Annotated in this window: 27 protein-coding genes and 1 pseudogene; 11 read left to right on the forward strand and 17 right to left on the reverse strand. The window is 43.1% G+C overall.

The window, feature by feature from the left end:
- Together OCV36_RS23425 and OCV36_RS23430 are read left to right on the forward strand one after the other, a co-directional pair.
- Window positions 1-324, forward strand: a complete 324-nt coding sequence (locus tag OCV36_RS23425) for a hypothetical protein (protein ID WP_017072596.1) — start codon at window positions 1-3, stop codon at window positions 322-324.
- Window positions 325-413: 89 nt separating this feature from the next.
- Window positions 414-1,613 (forward strand): MFS transporter, encoded by a 1,200-nt coding sequence (locus tag OCV36_RS23430; RefSeq protein WP_135454331.1) that lies wholly within the window; start codon window positions 414-416, stop codon window positions 1,611-1,613.
- Between the two features lie 183 nt (window positions 1,614-1,796).
- Here the strand turns inward: OCV36_RS23430 and OCV36_RS23435 are convergent, their stop codons facing one another.
- The 3 genes and pseudogenes from OCV36_RS23435 to OCV36_RS23445 form a co-directional block, all read right to left on the reverse strand.
- A complete protein-coding gene (locus OCV36_RS23435) occupies window positions 1,797-1,934 on the reverse strand; it encodes a hypothetical protein (RefSeq protein WP_017072598.1) in 138 nt (45 codons plus the stop codon).
- Window positions 1,935-2,182: 248 nt separating this feature from the next.
- A pseudogene (locus tag OCV36_RS23440) lies at window positions 2,183-2,395 on the reverse strand (ribulose-phosphate 3-epimerase); the annotation flags it as partial.
- Window positions 2,396-2,451: 56 nt separating this feature from the next.
- Entirely contained in the window at window positions 2,452-3,051 is a 600-nt protein-coding gene (locus OCV36_RS23445) for an HAD family hydrolase (protein ID WP_135454328.1), read from the reverse strand.
- A 246-nt stretch (window positions 3,052-3,297) separates the two neighbouring features.
- On the opposite strand from OCV36_RS23445, the gene OCV36_RS23450 reads away from it, so the two are divergent.
- Complete coding sequence (locus tag OCV36_RS23450) at window positions 3,298-3,507, forward strand: hypothetical protein (protein WP_017072601.1); 210 nt, start codon at window positions 3,298-3,300, stop codon at window positions 3,505-3,507.
- 194 nt (window positions 3,508-3,701) lie between these two features.
- On the opposite strand, the gene OCV36_RS23455 is transcribed toward OCV36_RS23450, so the two are convergent.
- From OCV36_RS23455 to OCV36_RS23480, 6 genes are all read right to left on the reverse strand, one after another.
- On the reverse strand, window positions 3,702-4,583 hold the full coding sequence (locus tag OCV36_RS23455; protein WP_102551389.1) for an L-ribulose-5-phosphate 3-epimerase: 882 nt from the start codon (window positions 4,581-4,583) through the stop codon (window positions 3,702-3,704).
- 12 nt (window positions 4,584-4,595) lie between these two features.
- Complete coding sequence (locus OCV36_RS23460) at window positions 4,596-5,243, reverse strand: 3-keto-L-gulonate-6-phosphate decarboxylase UlaD (protein ID WP_102387944.1); 648 nt, start codon at window positions 5,241-5,243, stop codon at window positions 4,596-4,598.
- 4 nt (window positions 5,244-5,247) lie between these two features.
- Window positions 5,248-6,069, reverse strand: coding sequence for a pyridoxal phosphatase (locus OCV36_RS23465; protein ID WP_102387943.1), 822 nt, complete (start codon window positions 6,067-6,069; stop codon window positions 5,248-5,250).
- Window positions 6,070-6,112: 43 nt separating this feature from the next.
- Window positions 6,113-6,811, reverse strand: a complete 699-nt coding sequence (locus OCV36_RS23470; protein WP_017072605.1) for an L-ribulose-5-phosphate 4-epimerase — start codon at window positions 6,809-6,811, stop codon at window positions 6,113-6,115.
- Window positions 6,812-6,821: 10 nt separating this feature from the next.
- The gene (locus OCV36_RS23475) at window positions 6,822-7,289 is read right to left on the reverse strand and encodes a PTS sugar transporter subunit IIA (RefSeq protein WP_017072606.1); all 468 of its coding nucleotides are present in this window, start codon (window positions 7,287-7,289) and stop codon (window positions 6,822-6,824) included.
- Window positions 7,290-7,355: 66 nt separating this feature from the next.
- A complete protein-coding gene (locus OCV36_RS23480; protein ID WP_135454326.1) occupies window positions 7,356-9,176 on the reverse strand; it encodes a PTS ascorbate-specific subunit IIBC in 1,821 nt (606 codons plus the stop codon).
- Between the two features lie 340 nt (window positions 9,177-9,516).
- Between OCV36_RS23480 and ulaR the strand changes: the two genes are divergently transcribed.
- The 3 genes from ulaR (at window position 9,517) to OCV36_RS23495 (ending at window position 11,768) form a co-directional block, all read left to right on the forward strand.
- A complete protein-coding gene (ulaR, locus tag OCV36_RS23485) occupies window positions 9,517-10,272 on the forward strand; it encodes an HTH-type transcriptional regulator UlaR (protein WP_017072608.1) in 756 nt (251 codons plus the stop codon).
- A 120-nt stretch (window positions 10,273-10,392) separates the two neighbouring features.
- The gene (ulaG, locus tag OCV36_RS23490) at window positions 10,393-11,460 is read left to right on the forward strand and encodes an L-ascorbate 6-phosphate lactonase (RefSeq protein WP_135454324.1); all 1,068 of its coding nucleotides are present in this window, start codon (window positions 10,393-10,395) and stop codon (window positions 11,458-11,460) included.
- A gap of 65 nt (window positions 11,461-11,525) precedes the next feature.
- Window positions 11,526-11,768, forward strand: a complete 243-nt coding sequence (locus OCV36_RS23495; protein WP_017072610.1) for a hypothetical protein — start codon at window positions 11,526-11,528, stop codon at window positions 11,766-11,768.
- A gap of 92 nt (window positions 11,769-11,860) precedes the next feature.
- Here OCV36_RS23495 and OCV36_RS23500 read toward each other — a convergent pair whose 3' ends face one another.
- Window positions 11,861-12,154 carry a hypothetical protein gene (locus tag OCV36_RS23500; protein ID WP_017072611.1) on the reverse strand — a complete coding sequence of 98 codons (294 nt, stop codon included), beginning with the start codon at window positions 12,152-12,154 and terminating at the stop codon, window positions 11,861-11,863.
- Between the two features lie 378 nt (window positions 12,155-12,532).
- Here OCV36_RS23500 and OCV36_RS23505 point away from each other — a divergent pair, with 378 nt between their 5' ends.
- On the forward strand, window positions 12,533-13,432 hold the full coding sequence (locus OCV36_RS23505) for an AraC family transcriptional regulator (protein WP_135454322.1): 900 nt from the start codon (window positions 12,533-12,535) through the stop codon (window positions 13,430-13,432).
- A 96-nt stretch (window positions 13,433-13,528) separates the two neighbouring features.
- Here the strand turns inward: OCV36_RS23505 and OCV36_RS23510 are convergent, their stop codons facing one another.
- The 4 genes from OCV36_RS23510 to OCV36_RS23525 all read right to left on the reverse strand — a co-directional run bounded on the left by OCV36_RS23510 (window position 13,529) and on the right by OCV36_RS23525 (window position 18,316).
- Window positions 13,529-15,760, reverse strand: coding sequence for a hypothetical protein (locus OCV36_RS23510; protein WP_135454467.1), 2,232 nt, complete (start codon window positions 15,758-15,760; stop codon window positions 13,529-13,531).
- 674 nt (window positions 15,761-16,434) lie between these two features.
- A complete protein-coding gene (locus OCV36_RS23515) occupies window positions 16,435-16,773 on the reverse strand; it encodes a Fis family transcriptional regulator (RefSeq protein WP_135454320.1) in 339 nt (112 codons plus the stop codon).
- A gap of 241 nt (window positions 16,774-17,014) precedes the next feature.
- Window positions 17,015-17,989, reverse strand: coding sequence for a Gfo/Idh/MocA family protein (locus OCV36_RS23520; RefSeq protein WP_135454318.1), 975 nt, complete (start codon window positions 17,987-17,989; stop codon window positions 17,015-17,017).
- Between the two features lie 39 nt (window positions 17,990-18,028).
- On the reverse strand, window positions 18,029-18,316 hold the full coding sequence (locus tag OCV36_RS23525; RefSeq protein WP_135454316.1) for a putative quinol monooxygenase: 288 nt from the start codon (window positions 18,314-18,316) through the stop codon (window positions 18,029-18,031).
- 106 nt (window positions 18,317-18,422) lie between these two features.
- Between OCV36_RS23525 and OCV36_RS23530 the strand changes: the two genes are divergently transcribed.
- Complete coding sequence (locus OCV36_RS23530) at window positions 18,423-19,361, forward strand: LysR family transcriptional regulator (protein WP_135454315.1); 939 nt, start codon at window positions 18,423-18,425, stop codon at window positions 19,359-19,361.
- A 65-nt stretch (window positions 19,362-19,426) separates the two neighbouring features.
- On the opposite strand, the gene OCV36_RS23535 is transcribed toward OCV36_RS23530, so the two are convergent.
- Together OCV36_RS23535 and OCV36_RS23540 are read right to left on the reverse strand one after the other, a co-directional pair.
- Window positions 19,427-20,650 carry a winged helix-turn-helix domain-containing protein gene (locus OCV36_RS23535; protein WP_135454313.1) on the reverse strand — a complete coding sequence of 408 codons (1,224 nt, stop codon included), beginning with the start codon at window positions 20,648-20,650 and terminating at the stop codon, window positions 19,427-19,429.
- Between the two features lie 34 nt (window positions 20,651-20,684).
- Complete coding sequence (locus tag OCV36_RS23540) at window positions 20,685-21,332, reverse strand: DsbA family oxidoreductase (RefSeq protein WP_135454311.1); 648 nt, start codon at window positions 21,330-21,332, stop codon at window positions 20,685-20,687.
- A gap of 208 nt (window positions 21,333-21,540) precedes the next feature.
- On the opposite strand from OCV36_RS23540, the gene OCV36_RS23545 reads away from it, so the two are divergent.
- The gene (locus tag OCV36_RS23545) at window positions 21,541-21,954 is read left to right on the forward strand and encodes a GNAT family N-acetyltransferase (RefSeq protein ID WP_135454310.1); all 414 of its coding nucleotides are present in this window, start codon (window positions 21,541-21,543) and stop codon (window positions 21,952-21,954) included.
- Between the two features lie 84 nt (window positions 21,955-22,038).
- Here OCV36_RS23545 and OCV36_RS23550 read toward each other — a convergent pair whose 3' ends face one another.
- A complete protein-coding gene (locus OCV36_RS23550) occupies window positions 22,039-22,836 on the reverse strand; it encodes a Cof-type HAD-IIB family hydrolase (RefSeq protein WP_135454308.1) in 798 nt (265 codons plus the stop codon).
- Window positions 22,837-23,114: 278 nt separating this feature from the next.
- Between OCV36_RS23550 and OCV36_RS23555 the strand changes: the two genes are divergently transcribed.
- A complete protein-coding gene (locus OCV36_RS23555; RefSeq protein ID WP_135454306.1) occupies window positions 23,115-24,278 on the forward strand; it encodes a glycosyltransferase in 1,164 nt (387 codons plus the stop codon).
- A complete protein-coding gene (locus OCV36_RS23560) occupies window positions 24,275-24,937 on the forward strand; it encodes an START domain-containing protein (protein ID WP_135454304.1) in 663 nt (220 codons plus the stop codon). Before OCV36_RS23555 ends, OCV36_RS23560 begins: the two co-directional genes overlap by 4 nt.
- Window positions 24,938-24,939 lie beyond the last annotated feature (2 nt).

Below are 24,939 nucleotides of genomic sequence, written 5' to 3' on the forward strand. Positions count from 1 at the left end.
ATGACTATTTTTCGCACTGCTTTTTTCGAAGCTGATTTAACTGAAGAACAAAAACAAGACTTCTACCAATACATGGAAAACGAAGTAGCACCTATTATTCGCACATTCCCGAATAACCAAGGGCTAACACTAAATAAGCCAGAAGCGATTGAAGCTGAAAGCCATAAGAATTTACTGCTGATGATGCAACACAGCTACGAAAACGAATCAGTAATGGCAGCCGCTTTAGATTCTGAACAACGAATCAAAAGTATGCATGCGACCAAAGTGATTATTGAGAAATACAATATTCATGTTCATCACATCAATTTTGTGCGCGATTAACGGCTAAAAAGGCCATACACCGTAAAGTCTTAATCGAAAAGCAGAAGATCATCTTCTGCTTTTTTTATCGCTATCGATAAGGAATCACTATGAGAGTATTCCCCTTAAAAGATGCCCCACTGGTCTTACTGTCGCTGATATTTTTTATCTGGGGTTTAATTACCGTTTCAAGTAACTCGCTAATTCCACATTACAAAGAAGCTTTCTCTCTCGACTATAAAATGGCGATGTTATTTCCCATGGCCTTTTTTATCACCCGAATCACGGTGTCGCTTCCAACGTCATTTGTCATGGCAAAAATTGGCTATAGAACTACGCTGAAGTTCTGCTTGGTATGGTGCCTACTGGGCTGTCTAGCCATGGCATATTTAGTACGAGGAGAAGAGCTTGTTCCAACACTCATTGGGATCTTATTGATGGCCTCAGGTGTGTCAGCAATTCAAGTAGTGAGTTCACCTTACGTATCACTACTCTCGACACCTGATAAGAGCGTCATACGTCAAAGTGTGGCAACAGCATCGAACTCTGTTGGCACTGTGCTTGGTCCGCTAGTGCTTACCGCTGTCATTCTTGTGGCAGCAAGTTTTAACGTCGACAACACCGCACATCAAGTTTCGTTTCTGTTCTTACTCATCGCCCTGTTCTTTTTCGGCTTACTGATATTTTTTAGCAAAATGACGCTTCCAGATATTAAACCAAAACAGATGACTGGCTTTTGGCGAGGGTTAGCCATCCTGATTAAAAATCACCAGTTCATGAAATTGGCGTTAGTACTATTGTTGTATATTGGTGTCGAAGTCAGTTTTGGTACTTTTACTATTGCGTACCTTGCCGACCAGCAATATGGCGACCTTGGTTTGGTATTCGCAACACAGATCATCGCTATTTACTGGGTATTGATGTTTGTCGGAAGAGTGTTATTCGCCAAGTTCGGAAGCACAGTAAATAAGCACTATCTCTTCTCATTGTCTTGCGTTATTGCAGCTTTGATTAGCGCCGTTGCGGTCTATCAAAATTATGTTTGGGTTGGCTATTTGATGCTTGTCGTAGGGCTATGTAATTCTGCGCTCTACCCTATCATTTACGCACAAGCGCTACATGCCTCAGGTAAGCAAAATTCACAAGGAGCAGCAATTCTCATTATGTGTTCAATTGGAGGTGTTGTTTTGCCATTTGTGCAGGCGAGTTTGATTGATGAGCTATCACTGAGCACGAGTTATATTGCGCCCGCATTAGCGTATGTATTGATGATAGTTTTGTACTGGTCTAGCTTAAAGCATCGTATTTGAACTAATTGAAGGAGCGCACTAAAGCAAAGCACTTCAACAAGTAATAGATAACTGGTTAGCTAGGAAGTCGGCCAGGAAGGCCTAGAAGATATAAAATAGGTTACTGCTGTTTCAATGTTAGTCGTATCAGTGAATGGTGATTCACCATCACTGATCACAATTAACGTCGGTTTATCTAAGAGATTAAACCCAAGCAGAAGCAACAAGTAGGATGATTGCACCCATAAGAGCCGTCGATTTTGCAAAGAAAAGAACTTCGTTCATTACAGAAGGTTTTACCAATACTTGGCTGCTTTCATTTGTGATTACTGTAGCATTCATTCTTCATTCTCATCGTTATGTGATCTTAGGTTAATTTTGCGCCGTTATGTGACCAAAGTCAATATTATATGTAGTTTTATTACACAAAAATCTTGCCGCGCGGTTGATGAAAACTGATGAATTTAAAACGTTCAAGCCTTGTTTACTTTGGCATACCCTTTTTGAAAATTAACTTTTATTGAGTCAAAAAAAACTCGAAGCCTCCGTAACGGAGCACTTCGAGCCTATGTATAGCTGATGATTAGAACTTATTTCAATTGAGCTAACTCAGATCTCATCGCACCAATTGCCCGCTGATAGTCTTCACTATCAAAAATATCAGACCCAGCAACGAACATATCGGCCCCCGCTTCAGCTATCTCTTTTATGTTGTTAACTTTCACACCACCGTCGACTTCTAAACGAATATTTCGACCTGATTCATTAATGCGCGTTCTGATTGAACGCAACTTATCGAGGGTGCGATAAGATATTGTTCCATTTGTTTCCTAGTTATTTTTGTATCGTTAAATTCTGTTTAGCTCGCAGGAACAAACTTAGTTATCTGTCCGTTTTCAACCATGTAGCAATCCATGCCTGCCGATGTCGCCGCGTGCTGACCAATGATCGTATCTTCAAACACCACACAATCGCTCGGGTCGAGCTCTAACTGGCTAGCAACTTTCAAAAACGTATCTGGGTTTGGCTTATGATTCTCTACGTCATCCGAAGTGACAATCGTGCGTATCATTGATGGGATGTCAGTCGTCTTTAGGGTTGCTCTTGCATGTTTTGCCTGAGCGCCAGTGCCGATACCTATCTTTTTCAACTGATACTGTTGCTGTAAGAGTGCATAGGTTTCTGGAATAACATCCCCTTTGTGCTCAATAGCCTCAAAGTTAGCGATTTTGTCCGAAGTAATTTGTTGAGCATCAAGGGCTAGATCATAACGCTTGAGGATCTCTTGAGTGACCTTTCGTGATGGCATCCCACCAAGTTGATCCAACCACTCTTTTTCGTAGGGAATATCAAACTTCGTGCAAGTCTGTTTCCATGCATGGGCGTGCGCCACCATAGAATTGACCAACGTTCCGTCGAGATCAAAAATAATTCCTTTATATTTATCTAACTTTGGCATCCTCAATCTCTCGTCTTGTTTTGAGACTCATACTACTAATCACCATACATAAAACCTATTCATGATCGCCTTAATATGATCTTATTCAACAATCCGACAATTAAACGAAGTGATGCAATAAAAGCCGTTGTTTTACTATTGAAATCATATTTTGAGCACATCTCACCCATTTTTACTTAAACCAAGTAGAGTTGCATAAATTGAAGATGATATAGTCCACGAAAATCAAACATCTTGGACATCATCATGCACTCTAGCGACATCATTAAATTGGCAAATTTGGGCGTAAACATCGAAATTACAAAAGAGTCTTCATTACATCCTTCAGACGCGTTAGAAGTAGTAAAGATTGTTGCTGAAATCGGTAGCCAAATCACCATCAAGAAAAAGTACCACACAGACTACCTAGTTCAGATGGCTGAAGTAGGCCGTGACCATGTGACGATTGCTGTTTAAACATCGCTTTTTCTAAACACGATTTATTGGGAAGCAACAAACTATTTAGAAGAAAAAGCAAAGCATCACATAGCTATAAAAATGCAGCATATTGGGGGCAATATGCTGCATTTTCTCTTCCTATTCTGAGCATGTAGAACGCGAAGAGAAACTGGCTAGTCGTTGATAGCGACGGGTTAGTTAGTAACGACTGGTCAATGGTCGAACAATATCGGTACGCCCGTTTGAACACAAACCTCATTCAAACGCTTTTGCGCCGTGAGAATATTCTCTTTCCAACGCTCATCCTGGGCCCACATCTCAATCACGAGTGGTACAACGCACTCAGTCTCTTTCAACGTTTCAAAAATTGCGTTGAAGTCCACTTCACCGTCACCAATAACCAGATCTCGGAACTGCCCTTTGTACTCATCCGTTACTCGATAAGTGTCTTTGAGATGAATTTGAGTAATACGAGGTTTACTCAGTTTCAGCTCAGTCACGATGTCATAGTTCCAGCCAGAGATGTTGCCAACGTCAGGGTATGCCGTGAAATAAGGTGAGTTTATCTCTCGACTCAGCACTTCAAATTTACTCAAAGAGTTTAGGTAATCAGTATCCATGATCTCGACAGCAAGCATAACGCCCGCTCTTTCGGCCAATTGCGCTGAAAGCTTCATGCCTTCAATGAACCTCTGATGGGTCACCTTATCCGCAGGCTCGTAGTAAACGTCATACCCAGCGAGTTGAATGGTACGAATGCCCAATTTGTAAGCCAACGAGATCGCTTTCTCCATATGGATAACAGCTTGTTCTCGATTCGCAGGATCTGCTGAACCAAAGGGGAACTTGCGATGCGCGCTCAAGCACATCGATTGCAACGGCACGCCGTACTTTTCGCAAAGGCGACGCAAGGCATACACTTCATCGTCATTCCAATCTAAACGGCTGCGACGCTCGTCTGATTCATCCACCGATATCTCTAGAAAATCAAAGCCGAGTTCTTTGGTTTGCTTAAGTTTATCTTCCCAACTGAGTTCGTTAGGTAGGGCTTTTTCATAAAGCCCTACACGGTGGCGTAACAAGTTTTGATACATAACGCCCCTACCTTAGTTCCAGTAACGATTGATCTGAGCCTTTAATGCTTCAGCTGTTTCTTTACCTTTGTCACCAGCAAGTGCACGGCCTGCGATGAAGGTTTTTGCTTTAATGCCTTCAAATAGGTAAATATCTTCAGGAACGATGCCGCCAGTAATAGACAGTTCGAGACCCAATTCAGACAATGCACGCATCTTCACTAGATCTTCTTCTGTCCAACCCACACCCGCTAATTCAGCGTCACGAGAACGGTGGTAAATCGCTTGTGAAATACCAAGATCAACCCAAGATTGAGCATCATCCATTGTCCAATTACCGTAGATCTCAATTTGGATTTCACCGTTAAACTCATCGGCTACTTTCTTACACGCGCCAATGGTCGCGATGTGTGCAGCAGCAGAAACCGTAATCCAATCAGCACCCGCTTCGAACGCCATACGCGCTAGAATAGCGCCGCCATCGGTGGTCTTCATGTCGCACACAAGGATATGGTCTGGGTGGTTCTTACGAAGCGTAGAAACCGCCGTCATACCTTCTGCAAAAGCCAAAATAGTGCCCACTTCAATTACATCAACAAAACTTTCAACGTTGTTTGCCACTTCAATGGCAGCAGGAAGGTTTGTTTGGTCTAGAGCGATCTGAATCATTGGTTTAGTCATGTTGTTATCCTTTAAATTGTTCACGTATTAGACGGGCTAAGCCATCATGGTTGTTATCTGTTGAGCACACGCACTGAACGTGTGACTTGACGATGTCATCAGCATTGAGCATCGCGACGCCTAGTCCGGCGTACTTAAGCATGGATATATCGTTGTGGTTATCACCGACAGCTATGACGTCGTTGGCTTGATAACCGAGCTCTGAAATGTATTCAGCAAGGCGTAGGCCCTTACTGTTTCCCATCGCAGCAAAATCTATTCTGTTTGACCAAGAACGCTCACCATTGAAGTTCTTTTCTATCCATGGGTGTTGCATCAAACGGTCTACGGAATCTTGGTTCCCTTCTACTACAAATTTCCAAACGTGCTCGGCTTGTTGAGCCGTCTCAATGAATGATTCCACTTGGTAAATTTGAGGGCGATGTTGTTCTGGTGCTGTTTCCGCCCAGCTTTCCAATGCCAACATGTAAGCAAAAGGGTTGTAATGGGAGTACGTCATGGCATGCGTGATATACATGACCATTTTGAGCTGAAACTCATCAGCCATATCGATAAAGGTCAGCGCCTTGTCTTTATCTATCGCGTTTTGAGTCAGTACCGTTTCAGTTTGATAGTCATAAACATAAGTGCCGTTGCAACAGATGATCGGTGTATCTAGCCCTAACTCGTAATAGTAAGGTCGTGCAGCTGTGTGATGTCGGCCAGTCACAATCACGACATGGCAATATTGCTTCACTTCTTGAATCGCTTTTTTCACTTCAGGATGAATGGTGTGATCGTCTTGCAACACGGTTCCATCTAGATCTAATGCCAACACTTTATACATAGAGTGTCCTCTCAACTAATGCGGTTACGATTGAAGGTCAAGCTTACTGCTGACCGTAATAAGCGTTTTCACCATGCTTTCGTAAATAATGCTTATCCGATAATTCTGGTTGAATCTTGATTCCACTATTTAATGAACGAGTTGCCAAAGCCATCGCAGAAACCTCTTCTAGTACCACGGCATTGTGAACCGCATCGTTGCCATCTTTCCCCCAAGAGAAGGGTGCATGGCCTGCGACAATGACGCTTGGCACGGCCATTGGATCAATGTCTCTGTGCATAAATTCTTCAACGATTACGAGACCAGTGTTCTTCTCATACTCATCGGCAATTTCAAGGTGTGACAACCGGCGTGTACAAGGAATATCACCGTAGAAGTAGTCTGCGTGCGTTGTTCCTAAAGCTGGAATATCAATGCCAGCTTGCGCCCAGATAGTGGCACTGCGTGAATGGGTATGAACCACTCCGCCCGTTGCTGGAAATGCTTTGTAGATCTCTAGGTGGGTCGCGGTATCGCTTGAAGGGTTTAGCTTTCCTTCGATAACCTTGCCTTCTAAATCCACCACCACGATGTCTTCAACGGTCATGTTGCTGTATTCAACACCTGATGGTTTAATCGCAATCACACCGCACTCACGATCAATTTCCGATACGTTCCCCCAGGTGAAAGTCACCAAACCGTACTTAGGAAGCTGTAAATTGGCGTCTAAGACACGTTGTTTCAATTGGCTATATTTAGACATAATTGCCTCCTTACGCGGCTTCCGCTTGCAGCAGTGCAGCATCAATTAAACGCGCCACCTCTTCAGGGCTTTTACATGCGCGAAGTTTTGAGAAGTCTTCATCAAATTCAATCAAATTAGCGACTTGCATCGTGCCTTCGATGTGTTCTTCAGAGTCTTTACCCGCCAGCGTGATCAGAACATCAACAGGCTCATCAACACCTTCAAAAGTAATCGGCGTTTCAAGCACGGTTAACGCAAAACCAGTGCGAATCACGCCATCTTCAGGACGGCAATGAGGCAACGCGAACGCGTCATGAATACAGATGTAAGGGCCTTCTTCACCGATTGCCTTGGTAATCGCCTCGTAGTAACGTTCTTCAGCAATCCCTGCCTTGACCAATGCGTCAGTACCGAGCTTAATTGCCGCTTTCCAATCAACTGCTTTTGCGTTCAGCAGGATAGAGTTGTTTTGGATAAGAGATTCTTTCAGGTTCATGTTATTGCTCACTTATATAATTGTTTTTATTGACTCAGTGGTGATGTACCACTGAGCCGTTTCTAATTATTTGTGGAAGTTGGTCTCGATGATAGAAACCAGCTCGTCGCCGAAAGTTTTCACCATAATCATGTTCTTCACCGCTAACTGCTGCTTGCCTTCAGGCAAACCCGTAATCTTCGCTGCAAGAGCAACTGAAGTAACGATGATGTCAAATGAACCAAGGTGAGATTTGTAATCAGTAATGGCGCTGTTAAACGTCGAACTTGGGATGCCTTTCTTGTCCAAGTACTCTTTGATTTTCTTAGAGCACATCATTGAAGAACCTTGTCCTGAACCACAACACACTAAGACACGAACCGGTTTCTGGTCAGCCGCCGATACTCTAGATTCTGTAGTTGTGGAAACCGATGGCGCTTCAGCGGTTGCTGCCGATTGTTGTGGTGCTGCAATTTCAATCTCAATGCCTTCTGGCGTTACTGCTGTCATTGTTTCAGCTTGTTTTTCCGCGTCTTCTTCTGCTCGTAGCTGTTTAGAAGCGAAGAACATGTAGACACCAGCCAAAGCTAAAATCCCGAAGAAGAACATATTAGAACTAGAGATACCTTGCATAATAGGTGGGAATACCAGAGCCCAATCAGCCATGCCCATCCAGCCATTAAACTCAGTACCCGATTGAGCAAAGATGTTGATTGCCCAAGCTGAACCGACCACTTCGATAATGCCCATCACGAAACAGATCTTCATGACGGCTTTCCAGCCACCGAAGTGGTTCGCAAATACACCGATAGTGGCATTCGAGAAGAACATTGGGATGAAGCCAGGAATGATCATGATAGGAGCATCAAACGCTAACATCGCAAGAACCGCTGTGAATTGACCAACAGCGCCCCACATGAAACCGAATACCATTGCATTTGGAGAGTATGCGTAGATAGCTGCACAATCGATTGCTAAAACAGCATTAGGAATAAGACGTTGAGAAATACCGTTAAAGGCTTCAGATAACTCCGCTACGAACATACGAACGCCCGTCACGATAACTTGAATAGCCACTGCGAATTTCAAACCAGTTTCGAAAATATAGATAAACCAGTGCGTTTTGCCTGCCATGTCTTGAAGGTTATCAAGACCAAATGAAAGAAGGATAATGCCGAAGAAAGCAGTCATTACTAACGTTGTTGCTGCAATGCTATCGTGGAAAATGTGTAACCATTTAGGCAGTTTGATGTGATCAACACTGTCATTTTTGTCGCCAAGCTTTGGTGCAACTTTAGTCGCTACCCATGACGCAAACTGTTGTTGGTGACCAATAGAGAAACCCGCTCCACCCGTAACTTCTTGGGTAGGTTTGAACATAATGTTCGACGAAATACCCCAGTACAATGCCATCAATATTGCTGAATAAATGATGGTTTCCCACATACCTGCACCAAGCACGAAGTAGAAAACGGCAATGAGGCCAGCTTGTTGGAACATGATATGTCCCGTAAGCATGATGGTTCTGATACCAGTGACACGACGGAAGGCAACAAGAAGAATGTTTAACCCAAGTGCCAGCAATACGGCATATCCAACCCAAGAGTAATTGTCACCCATGGTTTCCATAGTCGACATCATAGAGGTGTACGGGTCAATAACAGACCCCGTCAATCCATGAATCTCACTCATTTTCTCAATAACCGGTTTGAAACCTGCTACCAATGTTCCTGCACCTACCTGCACTATCATGAAACCAACGATGGTTTTAATAGAGCCGGAGATAATAGTTGTTGCGTCACGCTTGAGTAGAATGTAACCCAGACAAGTAACAAGACCGAGTAGCAATGGTGCTTTGGTCATTACCTGACTGTAAAAAATATAGAAAATATCATATAAGAATTCCATATCTTTACCCCTGATTAATTTTTAATTTTAATGGTATGTAGGATGTGATGATGTCTAGTTTTGCTCACGAACTAGACTTTACCAATCAAAAGTAATCATTCAATGCTCACTTGTGATTACTTTGATTTATATCAATTAACCACACCCAGAATGTGCCTAATTGAGCTTGGGATCACACACAAAAACATCAATATCAATAAAATCAACAACTTATAAAACATTGTGATTGAGGTCTGATTTTTATAGCGATGTAGTTTGACAATCACGATGGTGATTATTAGAATCAAAACAAATCAAAAGTAATCATCAAATTGTCACAACGACATAAAGAGTGATAAAAATGAATGAAGTACAAAGACATAACGGCATCTTGTCGCTATTAGAAGATATGCAGACGATCAACGTCTCACATATCATTGATAGATTTAGTGTTTCACCTGCTACCGCAAGACGTGATATCGCTAAACTAGATGAAGTTGGCAGGCTGAGAAAAATTCGAAATGGTGCAGAACGAGTAGAGACTCAAAAGAGAAAATGGTCACCACTCAATATCAACAGCACTGAGTTCTATGAAGAGAAAGCGGAGATTGCACAAGCAGCCGCAGGGCTCTGTGACGCTGGCGATACAATCGTGATCAACTGCGGCTCTACTGCTTTTCTACTGGGCCAGCAATTATGTGGCGATGACGTTCAAATCGTAACGAACTACTTCCCACTCGCAAGCTATTTGATCAACGAAGATCATGACGATGTCATCATCATTGGCGGTCAATACAACAAAGCACAGAACATCTTTCTAAACCCATCCCCTAATTCATTAGGTGGCTACGCTGGAAACTGGATGTTTACCTCCGGCAAGGGCTTAACTGACGCCGGGCTGTATAAAGCTGACATGTTAACGGCTGTGGCTGAACAACAAATGCTAGAACAGGTCGATAAGCTTGTTGTCGTAGTCGACAGTTCAAAAGTTGGCCAACGTACTGGAATGCTATTTTGCAACACCAAACAAATAGACATAGTCATCACAGGCAAAAACGCTAATCCAGAAGTCGTAAAACAGATTGAAGCTCAAGGGACGCAAGTCATCCTAGTTTAAATCACAGGGCAGACTAGCCCACAAATAATAATAAATTCAGCTCAGTGCCTTAATCCAAATTAAGGCGCTCGGCTCCCTACATCCAAAATTAATCAAATTAGTGAAATAAAAGGTATTATCATGAGCAATGTAAACGAAATCACTCGCGAGTCTTGGATCCTAAATACATTCCCTGAATGGGGTACATGGTTAAATGAAGAGATTGAACAAACAGTCGTGCAACCTAATACGTTTTCTATGTGGTGGCTTGGTTGTACAGGTATTTGGCTAAAATCAGAAGGTGGCGCAAACCTATCAATGGACTTCTGGTGTGGTACTGGTAAAAAAACTCAAGCAGTTCAAAAAATGAAAAACCAGCACCAAATGATGCGAATGGGTGGCGTTGAGGCACTTCAACCTAACCTACGAACTGCAATCTTCCCATTGGACCCTTTCGCTATTAAAGAGATCGACGCAGTTATGGCATCTCACGATCACGGCGATCATATTGATATCAACGTTGCGGCAGCCGTTCTACAAAACTGTGGCGATCACGTTAAATTCATTGGTCCTAAAGCGTGTGTTGATCTATGGATGAAATGGGGTGTGCCAGAAGATCGTTGTGTTATCGCGAAAGTTGGCGACGAGATTAAGATCAAAGACGTCAATATTAAGGTTCTTGATGCATTCGACCGTACTGCACTTGTGACACTGCCTGAAGGCACTTCTTCTTTAGACACTGATATCTTAGGTGGCATGGACGATCGTGCAGTGAACTACTTAGTTGAAACTACCGGCGGTTCTGTTTACCACTCTGGTGATTCACACTACTCAAACTACTACGCTAAACACGGTAACGACCACAAGATCGATGTGGCTCTGCTTTCTTACGGTGAGAACCCACGTGGCGTGACTGACAAAATGACTTCTTCAGACATTTTACGTGCCGCTGAATCTTTGGATTGTGAAGTCGTGGTTCCTTTCCACCACGATATCTGGGCTAACTTCCAAAACGACCCACGTGAAATTGAAATGCTTTGGAACATGAAGAAAGAGCGTCTCCAATACGGCTTCGCTCCTTTCTTCTGGCAAGTCGGTGGTCGATACACTTACCCAACAGACAAAGGCCGTATGCACTACCAGCACTTCCGTGGCTTTGCTGATATCTTCAAAAATGACCCAGAACTGCCATACCGCGCATTCTTGTAATTAAACAGCCAACAAAAAAGGGAGCATGAGCTCCCTTTTCTTTATCTAACTAAAATGGAATTTTTATGTTGTTGCGTGAATTTAAACATCACTTCAAACGTGGTGATCTAGAATCAGCCGTCGCCGTTAACTCTCCCAATAATGATGGTTATTATCTAATGGTTCGAAGCAGTAAGTGGGGAGTAAACAGTTTCTTAGAATCAGATAGAAAGATGCAACCCAGGATGTTCAAGACAAAAATGGCACTGCTCAACGCAGCAAATTCCATAGGCTTCACGTATCAATCCATCGACATCACGCAGCTATAAATAGAATTCACTTACTTATAAAAATCAAAGATCTATAACTAGAAATCACGCACTGACTAAATGAAAACCATACAATAAGCCATCAGTTCATTTCAGGATTTACTCTTGCGAACAAACAAACGGGCTAAATAAAGCAAAACCACTGACAAGAAATATATCCCCGCCGCCCAACCAAGCAACGCCAACATCAAATCTTCTTGTTCCCCGAGGCGCTGATAATCAGTTTGGGATAAATAAGGATCATCAAAAGGCGAGATCGTCAAAATCCACAGAAATGAAACGATCACACCAGCGATGCCTATCAATGCATGTAAACCTAACCTTAAGGTTTCCCTTAACACACAGCCCCAACCAGGCCATTTAACAACCAGAGAAAAACCTTTCAACCGTCACTCCATTATTGATTTAAAGCCTGAAATAGGCCGCCACCGAAAATATCGCCAACAACACGATGGTATATTATTTTTTATCAATTGATACTCAACGAGTATTCTAAGCTTTCAACAACTTAGCGCAACGAAATGGGCAATAAAGATCTTATAGAACAAGGTGTTATTGTAAAAATAACGCTACACTTTGGTGCTTCATTTACTGTGGTCGCTTTCGGCTCATTCAATGACTGTATTCCGTCTACAGCTTGCCGATATTTCCAACGTTCGTCATTTCCGTATTCAATCTCAAATTCAACATCGCAGTTTTTAAACTTGATTGAGATAAGTTACGCTCTGCTCTAATTAATAGACCGAAAGACATTGAGTAAACCAATGAAAGTTGACTATCGTAAACGCTTAATTCCGGTGACTCGTTATCTTGAACAACACTTTAACGAACCCTTGAACCTGCCAGAAGTAGCGACATTAGCGAACTTTTCGCCTTACCATTTCCACCGTACATTTAAAGCGATACAAGGCGAAACACTGGCAGACTTTATACGGCGCCTGAGATTAGAAGCAGCAGCTAATGATCTTTTTAAGACCAAACAACCCGTTATCAACATTGCATTGAATTATGGTTTTTCATCGTCTCAAAGCTTTGCCAAAGCATTCAAACAACACTTTGGTGTTACCCCTACCGCATTTCGGGATTGTGTGGATTACCAAGCATTTTCAGAGCTAACACGAAGTAGCAAGATTGGACACTCATTGCGCAAGAATGGAAACGCAATAACCGGGGGCAATTCATATACTAACTCCGAACTTTCAACATGGAGTATGACAATGAAAACGCAACATTTCGAACCATCAAAACTTGCTTATGTACGAGTCACAGGCCCTTATGGTGTCGGTTATGAAGAACCAAGCGGTCGTCTTTATCAGTGGGCAGGAATGAAAGGATTGGCGAGCAATAGCTGTATCTTTATTTATCATGACAATCCAGAAATAACACCGACAGATAAGTGCCGTACAGACATTTGCTTAATGGTGCCAGAGGATGTCGAAGTACCTAACGGTATCGAGTTGAAGGATTTTCCCGGTGGTCAATATGCCGTGATGAGACAAACGATTACCGAAATCGGCCAATACGCTAAAGCGTGGGATGACCTAATGAGCAAAGTCATTGAATCTGGTATTGAAACTGAAGACCGCCCTTGTTTCGAGCTTTACCATAGCTACGATCCACAAACTCATCATTCAGACGTCAGCTTCTGCACTGCAATTAAGTAACCAAAAAGCAAGCCTACCTCGCGTAGGCTTTCTTCCTTCTGTCACTCATTCGTTTTATCCAAATATCGTTGTTCCATTCCACACGCTTAAACTTACCTAATAGAGCAAGAACAGCCCTTCATAACCACCAATCTCTATTTCATTCACATATTCCCCGATGTTGCCGTTTGCATCTACAGGCTTCATTGGAACATCCAGAGTAATAGTCAGTTTTGGCGCATCATAAAAACTCACATTCTTACCATTGAAATCGGTGCGATACAGCACTCGCCCCTTGTCAAACTCTCGTGCAAGTACCATATCTTCAGGGCCACCAGCAACGACTAAACGTTCGGACTGATATAAGAAATAGGTGTACGTTGGCGACAAATGAGTCAATCCATTCGGTAAATCAGCATGCACCACTTCATTCATCGATGAATCACCCACAATCGTGTAATCCGCAGCTACTGGTGTGCTTGTCGACAGCATCAACGGAATGGCCTCATAGCCATCAGGGATTACATTGCCCGGCTCTCCTAAATCGACCGCCAACAACGAGCTTGGTTGGTAAGCCATATTCTTTGGCACCCCACTCTTCCAAAAGTTATCTGGTGTAGTATTTTCGCTACCATAGACATAACCATTGTTCCATTGATTGAAATAGCTGTGTTGCGTGTGGTGGTTGAGATAGTAAATCGCTAGGGCTGAGTATTGGTCGTGTTTCCAATTTTGCTCACTGTTACCAAAAAACTGCACCTTACCAAAGCGTGTGGTTGCTTGAAAAATAACACTTTGGTCAGCGTACGCTAGCGCAGAGTTATCCCAAGATTTAGAGATACCTGAATAGCCACTAAAGCCTGTAGACGGGAACAAATAATGCTCTCTGAGGTACAAGGAACCAGCCTCAACAAGATGAGATTGACCATTTCGACCAAGTAGATTGGCGGTTCCAATGTTCAGAGCAATCAATGCATCATTATTTAGAGATGAGAGAATTTTCAAGAAGTTAGAAAACTGCGTTTTGTAGAGTTCATCGGCTTGTGTTGACCCTGCAATTGAACCAAGTTCCTGAATATTACCGCCAGAGTGAACATAGAACTGGTTTTCGCCGAGCAGTTTATTAGTGTCATCATTATAAGCGCCATTGAGACCTTGTTCTGCCCAACTTTTTTGATAGTAAACGTGCATCGCAGATAAATAGTCAGAGTTAGCAACATTGGTTAACGCCCATGAAGAGTTTTGACTCCACATTCGACCAAACGGAATAACGCGTGACTCCCAACGAAAGCGAGCGGTCGCATTTTTGTTAGTACGATTTTTATATTCACTCTGTGACAAATAATTGTCTTGGTTGAGATCAGCTGACACATCAAAGCCGCGGATCTTACGCCACTGACTTATCGCCTTACCATCGAGTGTTGTAACGGGGGCATCGGTTAACTGGACGACTGGAAAACTGTTTTTCAGCTTAACCTCTTTGAGACGAGGTCTGTCTTCAGCATTGTCGCCTTGCCAACGAATTCTCACCACGTACAAACGTCCACCATCAAGCACAAAGGTAGAACCAAAGTGCTGACCACCACCATAGCTTGTACCGCTGCCATCATGTGTTGTCGCTCTCACCCAATCCGATGGAGGGGTCCAAATCACAGCCTGATTCTTACTCATGTTGAGCGTTTTATCTTTCTTTAAGTCCAACTTTTCCCATTGTGATACCTGACCACGAGCATCGATTGCTGTTGGATATTCAAGCCAAAAATTACCGCCAGTAGCAAATTGAGAGAATTTTAGCGTCAGCCTATCGAACGGTTCGGAGTGATACACATAAAGCGCTCCGCCGTTATCAAAATTTTCAAACACATCGGCGTCCCAAGGCGGTGCTTGATAGAGCCAGAAACCGGCATGGTCTTCACTCGCGGTGTAACCAACGATCATAGGTTTGCGATTAAGAAGGGTATTTTCACCGTGCGTTTCATCTACTTCTGCAATCACAGAATCTTCAGAGAAGTGAAGAAAGAAATCTTCAAAATTGGTACCGTTTAATTCGGTGCTGTTACGGAGATCATTTTCGAGCCAGCCCGAGTTCATCTCCAACTTCTGGTTATACATGTAACCGATCGCGGTGATTTGTTCGTTGTCAGCTTTGTCTGAATAAGTACCAAAAACGATGTCACTGTTTGTAATTTCCCGGTCAATGACATCACGTTCAGACATTGGAGAGTCGCTTAGATCAACACCTTGTTCATGTAATCCGGGTAACACGATCGCGGTGCCTGCAGCGAAAGAGCCACTAGCAAAGAGATATGAAGGAATGAGTGCTAGTAACCATAGAATGTAGGTTTTCATCATTTAAATTTCCTAATCGATACAATCGTTACTCAAAGTACGAAACGAGAAGTCAGCCAACTTACGTGTCAATTTAGGAATCAAAATACGAGAAAAGTATCGGCTAGAACGGTTTAATGTTCAAGCGTCAAACGGCTCCGTTTCATTCGCCATAACAAAAGACTGTGAATACCCATTAGAAATCAGAATATTGAGAGAAAACTAAATTTTTATGATTTTAATTTTGAGGGTGAAACAAGTTAGGGGATCAGGCAGGAATCTGCGTGTCATTTTCTCATAATGAGAATTTCACAATCTAGGAGGGGGTGATTTAAATCAGTAACCATAACGAGGTTCAAAGTAGAAATTAAGTAGTCGATATCACACTCTCAATTTGAACGTCGTGAGTTCTTACCGTAATTCCACTCACTCAATATAAGGCTCTATTATAATCTCAGAGAGCTTTTACTTCGATTCGCACACGTTCAATAGACATGCGCCACTTGTCACAGCACAAGACAGTGAGCAATTTGCCAGTAACGAGTCACTGCGTCATGCTCACCGAAAAGCGCTCGAGTATTGGCGCAATGCTCTGCTTACTGAAAGCTAGACAACTTAAAAGTGGGAAACGAAAAACGAAAAAACAGCTGAACGTCATACCAACTGGCCAACAAACTGGTGGCTATCAAAATCATTTACAGCCTTTTATTCCACTTCCCTTGATGGTCACGGTCGCAGTTTTCTTGTGTATCGTAACTAATATGCTTATCGATATTTTTCAATTGAATTCCAACCTGGTTGAACGCTTTTTGGATAGACGAAGAGACATTCTGTTGACCTTCGCCATTCAAAAAGTTCGTTCTATCCTGATTCGTGTCGAATACACAGACAATTTTCAAACTTTGTGGAAAAGAAGAGAAGTTAACGGCGTGAGTCACCCAAAGAAAACCATCGTAGCTTTTCAACGTATCTTCACAAACGTCAGTTAATACGTCTCTGATTTGATTTTCGATCTTCTTATCTGATTTGCGCATGAAGTAACCTTCCTATTTAACACCTTAAAAAATAAGGTTTTTCTGTCAGTTTCGTATTACCCGACATTGGACACTGTGGCGGTTTCAAATGCAAAGTATTTATTGCTTAGCAGCTAATGCCAAAGTTCACTAGAAAGTAAAGGAGATGAGGTATCGGAGAGGCGTTATATAAGGTAACGACTCATGCTCTATCGCTGACATAGCCAACAAACATGAGTCGAAAAGAGAGTTCGCTAGAAGCTTAACTCGCCGCTTGTTCCCAATCGGTCAATAACTTCATGATTGCGCGAGAGTCTTGGTGACTAGCCATTGGCGCAGCCAGTTGTGTGTCGCCTCGCTCAACCGCTTGGCGGATATTACGCACTTGATAATGGAAGCCATCGCCTTGCGCTTCGACTTTCACTACGCGTGTCGACGTTTCATAAACCTCAACAGTGAATGAGTTTTCTTCGGTCGGTAACCATGGATTTGTGTCGAGAGTGATGCAGCCTTTACTGCCTAAAATCGTAAAGCCATGCTTTAAACCGTAGTCTTCTGCTGTGTGGATTTGCGCGGTGAAGCTGTCGTTGAAGCGCATCATCGCCGACGATTCACAAATATTGCCATCTTGGCCTCGTCGACCGATTGCGGAAATCTGCACATCATCAAACACACTCTCACCAAACTGTTGTTGTGCGACAGAATGAATCAGCGACATTGGGTAACAACCCAGGTTGTACAACGCGCCTTTGCTCGCAGGGTTCACGAACTGGTCAATCGCCGCAACGTAGGAACCTTGAATTGAACGCACTTCACCAATCTCACCTGTAGCCAACTCTTGATGAAGCTTGGCAATCAATGGGTGGTTTAGGTACATCAGACCTTCTGCGAAGAACACACCAGATGCTTTCACCGCTTGCAGAGCTTGCTCGGTTTTTTCCATATCAACCGACAGAGACTTCTCACACAAAATCGCTTTGCCTTTTTGAGCGGCTTTAATTACGTATTCGTGGTGAACGTGGTTTGGTAGAGCAATGTAGATGATGTCGACTGAATCATCTTCAATCAGAGCTTCATAGCTGTTGAAGGTCAATGTTGGCTGATATTGCGCGGCAAACTCATTGAGTGTTTTCTCTGTGCGCCCAGCGACGGCATACAGTTCACTTTGTGCATAGCCTTTGATCGCATCAGCCATTACGCCTGAAATAAAGCTTGTTCCTAGTATTCCCCACTTCATGGCTTACTGCTCCTGCTTTTTTGTTTCAGCTGATTCAAGTTACGTTTCGAACGCTTGAACCAACTCAGTAATATCACGCTCAATAAACGCTTGGGTATGAGGCATAACAAAATGCTGGTTAATTGCTTCACGGTTTGCGTATTGCTCAAGCAAGATCACTCGGTCGCTTTGGTTTTGATCATAGGTTGCAATCGCTTGTAGGCAACCCGGCTCACTCTGCATGTCTCGGCAAAACTGTTCGATAGCTTCTACAGCAACATCACGCTCAATGTTCGCTTTAATCTTAAGTTCGGCAGTGACAAAGATGGTTTCGTTCATTTGAGGCATTTCACGCTCTTATTTTAGTTAATTATCGGTTTGCCATTAATATAATTAACCCCTAATAATTGATAAACTCACCTTTTGTTTATTGTTTATCAACTGAGAGTGTTTAATGGACAAGTTAACCAGCATGAAGGTCTTCGTTTACGTGGTCGAGCAAGGCAGCTTTCGCAGTGCCGCAAACCACTTCAACTTGTCGGCGACCATGATCAGTAAACATGTTCACTATCTTGAAACAAGCCTCAACTCTCAGTTGATTCATCGCACCACACGTAAGCAATCATTAACCGATTCTGGTCAGCTTTACTATCGGGAATGTAAGCGAATTATCGAAGACATCAGCAATGCTGAAAACCTGATTCAAGCCTTAGAAAATCAGCCCCAAGGCACGGTAAAAATAAACTGCCCGGTCACCTATGGAAACAAGGTACTTGCCCCGATAGTGGCGAAGTTTCTCGCGAATCACCCAACAATCAACGTCGAACTCGTGTTGAACAACGACCTTGTCGATCCTTATTCTTCCGACATTGATTTGATTGTGCGAATTGGCGACCTGTCTGACTCTAGCTTGGTCGCAAGATACTTAGGGGATTATGAGATGTGTTATTGCGCAGCTCCTGAATACCTTAACCAACATGCTGAGATCAGCATGTTGGAAGACCTTGCACAACACCCGTCGCTTGGGTTCAGCTATAGCAGTCGTCGTGATGTGATTGGACGTGATACTCACATCCGCCATATCCAAAATAGTGAACCTCAACTCGGAGAACCTCAGAATCACCAAGCAACTCAAACCGCACCGAATAAAGGGTGTGCGCGTTTGATGTCAAATAATGGGGATGTATTGCGATATGCCGCCCTACAAGGCGTGGGCGTTTTGTTGCAACCAACTATCTTAGTCGCAGAAGAAATTGAGCGTGGGATGCTATTGGAGATCTTACCCGGCATGGCACCGTTACCAAAACCGATTCACTTACTGTACAAGACCAAGCAACTGTCATTGAAGAACAGAACCTTTGTCGAGTTTTTGCTAGCCACTCTTTCTGAGTAACTAAGCGCTGACGAATTAGCAAAGAGGCTTCTACGTAACGAAGCGTTTTCTAAACAACAAAACCGCTAAACCGTTTGCCAATGGCTCATCAAGCGTTTGCCAAGATCAGAAGGCGTGGTGTTATGGACTATCATCTCATCGCATTGGTTGAACACCATGAAGTGTTTTAGCTCATCGCATAAAGCATGAACCAGCGACTCATGGTTTTTAATTCGTGCTTCCACAACCAAGTTGCGGATATTGAGCAAACCACTCTTCCTATCAACTTTACAATCCATTCGTGCCACCAACTCACCTTGCCACAGAATCGGCAAACTAAAGTAGCCAAACTGGCGCTTGGCTTCAGGAACATAGCACTCAAGAAGGTAATCAAAGTTGAACAATGATTGCATTCGCTTACGTTGAATCAGCAGGTTATCAAATGGCGAGAGTATCTTAAGCTTGGTTCTAGAAAGGGGCTGATTCAGCAGCTCAAAAGCAGCGGGTAAGGCATAATAATCACAACCATGAACATCGACCTTTATCAATCGCTTGTCTTCAAGCATCTGTTGGAGTGTTTTCTGTATCAATGGTTTCGTGTTCTTGAGGAGATAGCTCATTTCCGTCGCAATCCCTACTCCATTGGCTTCGAGATAACGTATGATCAGATGCTCGATGTACTCTTGTTCCGTTGGTTCAGAGGTATCAATACCACTCGGCAAAACTCGTTCGGTTAGGTCATACACCTTATGGAAGTTCACTCGGCTCGGCACCATTAAGTCACCTTGCATAAACAAGGTTTCTAATGCTTGTTTGGCCGGTTTTCCGCCCCACCCGCCAGGGTTTGGTCTATCCCCTTCAAAGTCTTTCGCCATCAATGGCCCTTCGCTCTCAATACGTTTGAGAACATGCGCCATAAGTGCGTCGTCTTTTTTATACCAGTGCTTGAGCTTACCGCTCGCAAAGCCATTCTTTCGGTGCAGACTGAAACGGTAGTCTCGCATCGGTAAATACGCAGCGGCGTGCGACCAATACTCAAACACTTCTCTTTGCTCTAGTAGCTTATCAAGATGATTCAGTTGGTAGTCTTGATTGCGATTCCACAGCGTATGATGATGGGCTCGCTGAATAACAGAAATGGTATCAATTTGCACATACCCAAGGTTTTCAATCGCAGACAGCGTGTTCGCCAAAGCGCCCCCATTGCGTTGCTTTTTAGGTGGCAGCTTCTTAGGCGGCAGCTTCTTAGGCGGCAGCTTTTGCGAAAGTAGTACCAATTTTTGCGCTTGAGCGAGTGACAGTGATTCCATGAAATTCAGACTCTAATTGATACCAATGACTGGCTTATGATTCAGCAATAAGCTCTTGAAGGATTTGCTTGTACGTTTCCACCGTCTGAGCGCCGGTTACCGCACTTTTACGATTGAATACCACGGTAGGAACCGCTGAGATCCCCATGCGTTGCCATTCAAACTCTTGGGCTTCGATTTTCTTTACATTATCGGCGTTCTTTAAGCGCTTCAACGCTTTGTTAGAATCCAAACCAACCGCTTCAAGTTCTTGTGCGATGACCTCTAAGTCAGCAAGATCTTTCTCTTCTGTAAAGTGGGCATTAAAGAAACGTAGCTTTAACTCAGTCTGTTTGCCATACGCCAGCGCGAAATCGAGAAGTACATGCAGGTGACGTGAATTGACCATTCTCATGCTGTCGTAGAAATTGAAATCGAACCCTACAGCTTGGCCACGGGCAGTCAATTGCTCACGGGAACTTTGGCTCTCTTCTGCACTAGAGCCGTATTTTCTCATGATGTGGTCGCGCAGGTTTTCACCTTCTTGCGGCATATCTGGATTCAACTCAAACGGCTGCCACTCAAGTTCAACCTGCTCAGCTAAGCCAAGTTCGGTTATCGCTTGTTCTAAGTTTTTGTAACCGACAACGCACCATGGGCACATTACGTCAGAAATAATATCGAGTTGAATTTTATTGCTCATAGTCATACCAAAATCTAGTTGAAAACAGGCCGTATATAAAACGGTCACCTTGTATTGCCACTGAGTATAACAAACCTGAACACTCGTTCAATTATGTATTGTGAGAAAAGTGAGGCATCTATGAGTTGCTTAGATAAAAAACAACCTTTACGCTTTCGCTTAACTAGAGCGCTTACTCTCACGTCTGAAACCCGAGACAAGGATTCTCATGAAAATCGAACTGACCACAAACCCAACTCAATCCGACATAGATGAAATTCGGTCTGGGCTTCGTAACTACAACACCCCCTACCTGGAAAACGTATTCCATAGTGATGTCGTGTGTTTCACCAAAGATATCAATGAGGCTAAAACAGGTGGCTTAGTTGGGGAGATATGGGGAAATTGGTTGGTCATCAAATATCTATGGGTATCACCAGAGCATAAAGGACAAGGACTTGGCAGTCAGTTGTTGTTGGAAGCCGAAAACTTCGCAAAAACCAAAGGCTGTCATTCGTGCTTCTTAGATACATTCAGCTTTCAAGCCAAACCTTTTTACATCAAACGCGGCTATCAACTGCAATTTACGTTGGAGCAGTTCCCTGAAAACTCCGAAAGACACTACTTCACCAAACACCTTTAAAAAGATGGCAATTACCGTCGATTAAAAAAGCCAACTCATTGACAGAGTTGGCTTTCAATAAAAATCTACACCAGTGTCTGTGGGCTAGGCTAGGAGCTTCTCAAGTACTTGGTACACACCAGCATCTACGTTACTCGGAGCACCAAAACGAGCGATTTCTTTCAGTTTTGGATGTGCGTTTTCCATCGCGTAAGAGTGATAGCTCTCTTTAAGCATTTCCAAGTCATTTAGGTAATCACCAAAGCTCATGGTCTGCTCGTAAGTGAAGCCTAATGTGTTTTGTAGATACTTAATCGCTGCGCCTTTTGAAGCTTCAGCATTCATCACATCAAGCCAAATTTTTGCACTTACCACCACTTGGTAGTTCTCACCGAATTTGGCATCAATAGTTGGGTTCACTTTCTCTTGTGAGCCGTCGAAGTGACAGATAGCCACTTTGATGAAATCATCTTCTACCGCCAGTAAGTCTTCTACTTGTTCACGGCGATGGTAGTACTTAGAGATCTCCGCTAAAGCACGCTCGTCTTTGGTTTCGATGTAGGCTGATTTCTTACCACATAGCACCACATGGGCACCTTCAATAGCACGAGCTTCTTTGATGATGTCTTTGATAGCATCAGTATCAAGCAAACAGCTGTAAAGCTCTTGGCCCTTGTGCATCACTAATGTGCCGTTTTCAGCAACAAACATCATGCGATCTTTTAGCGGAGCAAATGTCTCCATCAAGCTGTAATACTGACGACCCGAAGCCGCAGCAAAAATAATATTTTGAGCTTCTAATCGCTCATAAAGGTTGAAGAATTCAGGGTCTAACTTTCCGTGCTCGTTAAGGAGAGTGCCGTCCATATCAGCCGCGATAAATTTGATGTTCTGTTGTGGCATTTCAGAGCTTACCTATAAGTAAAAATTAAAGTGTAAATTATGATTATTCGTTATCTTGGGTAACGGTTCTGCGTTCGATTATATCGTTAGAGTAGCCAGTGAATACAATGCTTATTTCTGAGCTCTAATAAATCGCTTCAAAGGTGGTTCAAATGCAAAACTGAATTGCCCGACATGTCGCTTTGAATGATTGAGTCCTACATACCAGAGGTGAACGAAACCCCTTAAGGCTATACGCTCCTTAGACTCTATCACTTTATTTTTTGACCACTGTAATCATGATTCTAGCTATCACTTCGACCTTGTTTTGCGTCGTTACCATCAAGTTTCTAATCACACTTGCCAATTTAGCGCACCACCGCGTTCACATTACGCCTAAAATTTCGCTGAATAGAACCAAATGGCCAACCGTTTCCATTATTATCCCTGCGAGAAATGAAGAAGATAATATTGAGACCAGCCTCAGTTCGCTAATGAAGCAAAACTACCCAAGAGACAGATTTGAAATCATTGTGGTTGATGATTTTTCTACTGATTCGACAAGAACCATCGTAGATACGCTAATCGACGCATCAAGCGTTAACGTTCGCTGTATATCAGGAAGAAAGTTACCGCCCAATTGGCTAGGGAAAAGCAACGCTTGCATGGTGGGCTCACAGCAGGCAACCGGTGAGTATTTGTATTTTATCGATGCTGATACAAAGTCTGAACCCTTGATGCTACAGAGCGTTATCCATTTCGCCTCAAGACACAAAACGGATTTACTGTCGTTCAACCCTAAACAAGCATTTACATCAACCGTTGAGAAAATCACCTTACCCGGCATATTTCTTTCAATCGCGTCTTACATGAATTTCAAGAACGCAAACGACAAGTCAAAAGCAGAAGCGATTGCTAACGGCCAAGCCATGCTTTTTACACGAAAGTCATACGATGCGGTAGGTGGACATACTGCGGTAGCGAACGAGATATCCGAAGACATCGCTTTTGCAAAACTAATGAAGATGTGCGGACTAAAAACGTTTTGGGCTTTTGCGGACGAGCTCATGAGTACTCATATGTATTCCGACTTTGGTTCGATTTGGGCGGGCTTCTCCAAAAACATGAATCTTATTGTAAATTGCCAGTCGAGATTCCAAGTACTTCGCGCATTCATAAAAACGAATGTCATTGCATGGGCTGCCCCGGTGATGCTGCTTGTATCAACTCACTATTTCATCGGCGACCCTTCATCATTCAACGCCTATTCCTTAGCGATCAATACCCTGATGCTGATTGCTTCCATGGTCACTTATTTCATTTTGGTCAAAGAGCTCTTTATACCAGCTCGCTATGCGTTCGCTGTGCCTTTGGGGATTTCGTTGCAAAGCTTGTTGATTCTTAACAGCTATCGTTTATCAAAGAACAATAAAGTCACTTGGAAAGGGCGATCACTCTCATGATCAGTAAGATTCTAACTTTCATAATCATAGTGACGTCCTTTTCAGCTTTAGCGTCGAATGCCAATGAGTGGAAGCTCGTACGCGATAAAAAAGGCATCGAAGTCTACAACCGAAAAATTGAAGGTAACGACTTTAAAGAGTTTCGTGCAGAAGCCGATATCCAAGCCAATCTTACTTCAATCATAGCTTTGTTTACCGATACTTCAGTAGGCACTCAATGGGTAGAGAACATTGATGAAATGGAAGAGATAGAACATTTTAGTGAAGCGCACACTGTCACTAAAACTTATACAAAAGCACCTTGGCCCGTCTCGGATCGTGAAGCCATTGTCGAAAACTTTATCGAGCAAGATCCCGACACATTAATCGTCATAATTAACCAACACGGTAGGCCTAATTATCGACCAAATGACGATAAACGCATCGTCAGAGTGGCTCATTTAGAATCACGATGGGTTCTCACACCCCTGAACAACAATACAACTCATATTTCTTATCAAGTATTGAGTGACCCAGGAGGGTCTATTCCATCTTGGTTAATTAATATGGTTGCGGTATCTCAACCTTACAAGACACTTCGTGGTTTGTCTGAGATCTTGGATTCACATGCATACGCTGATCGTACACTTGATTACATCAAGAACTACCAGTCACTTTAATG

The organism is Vibrio echinoideorum, assembly GCF_024347455.1.
In the GTDB taxonomy this organism is placed as follows: domain Bacteria; phylum Pseudomonadota; class Gammaproteobacteria; order Enterobacterales; family Vibrionaceae; genus Vibrio; species Vibrio echinoideorum.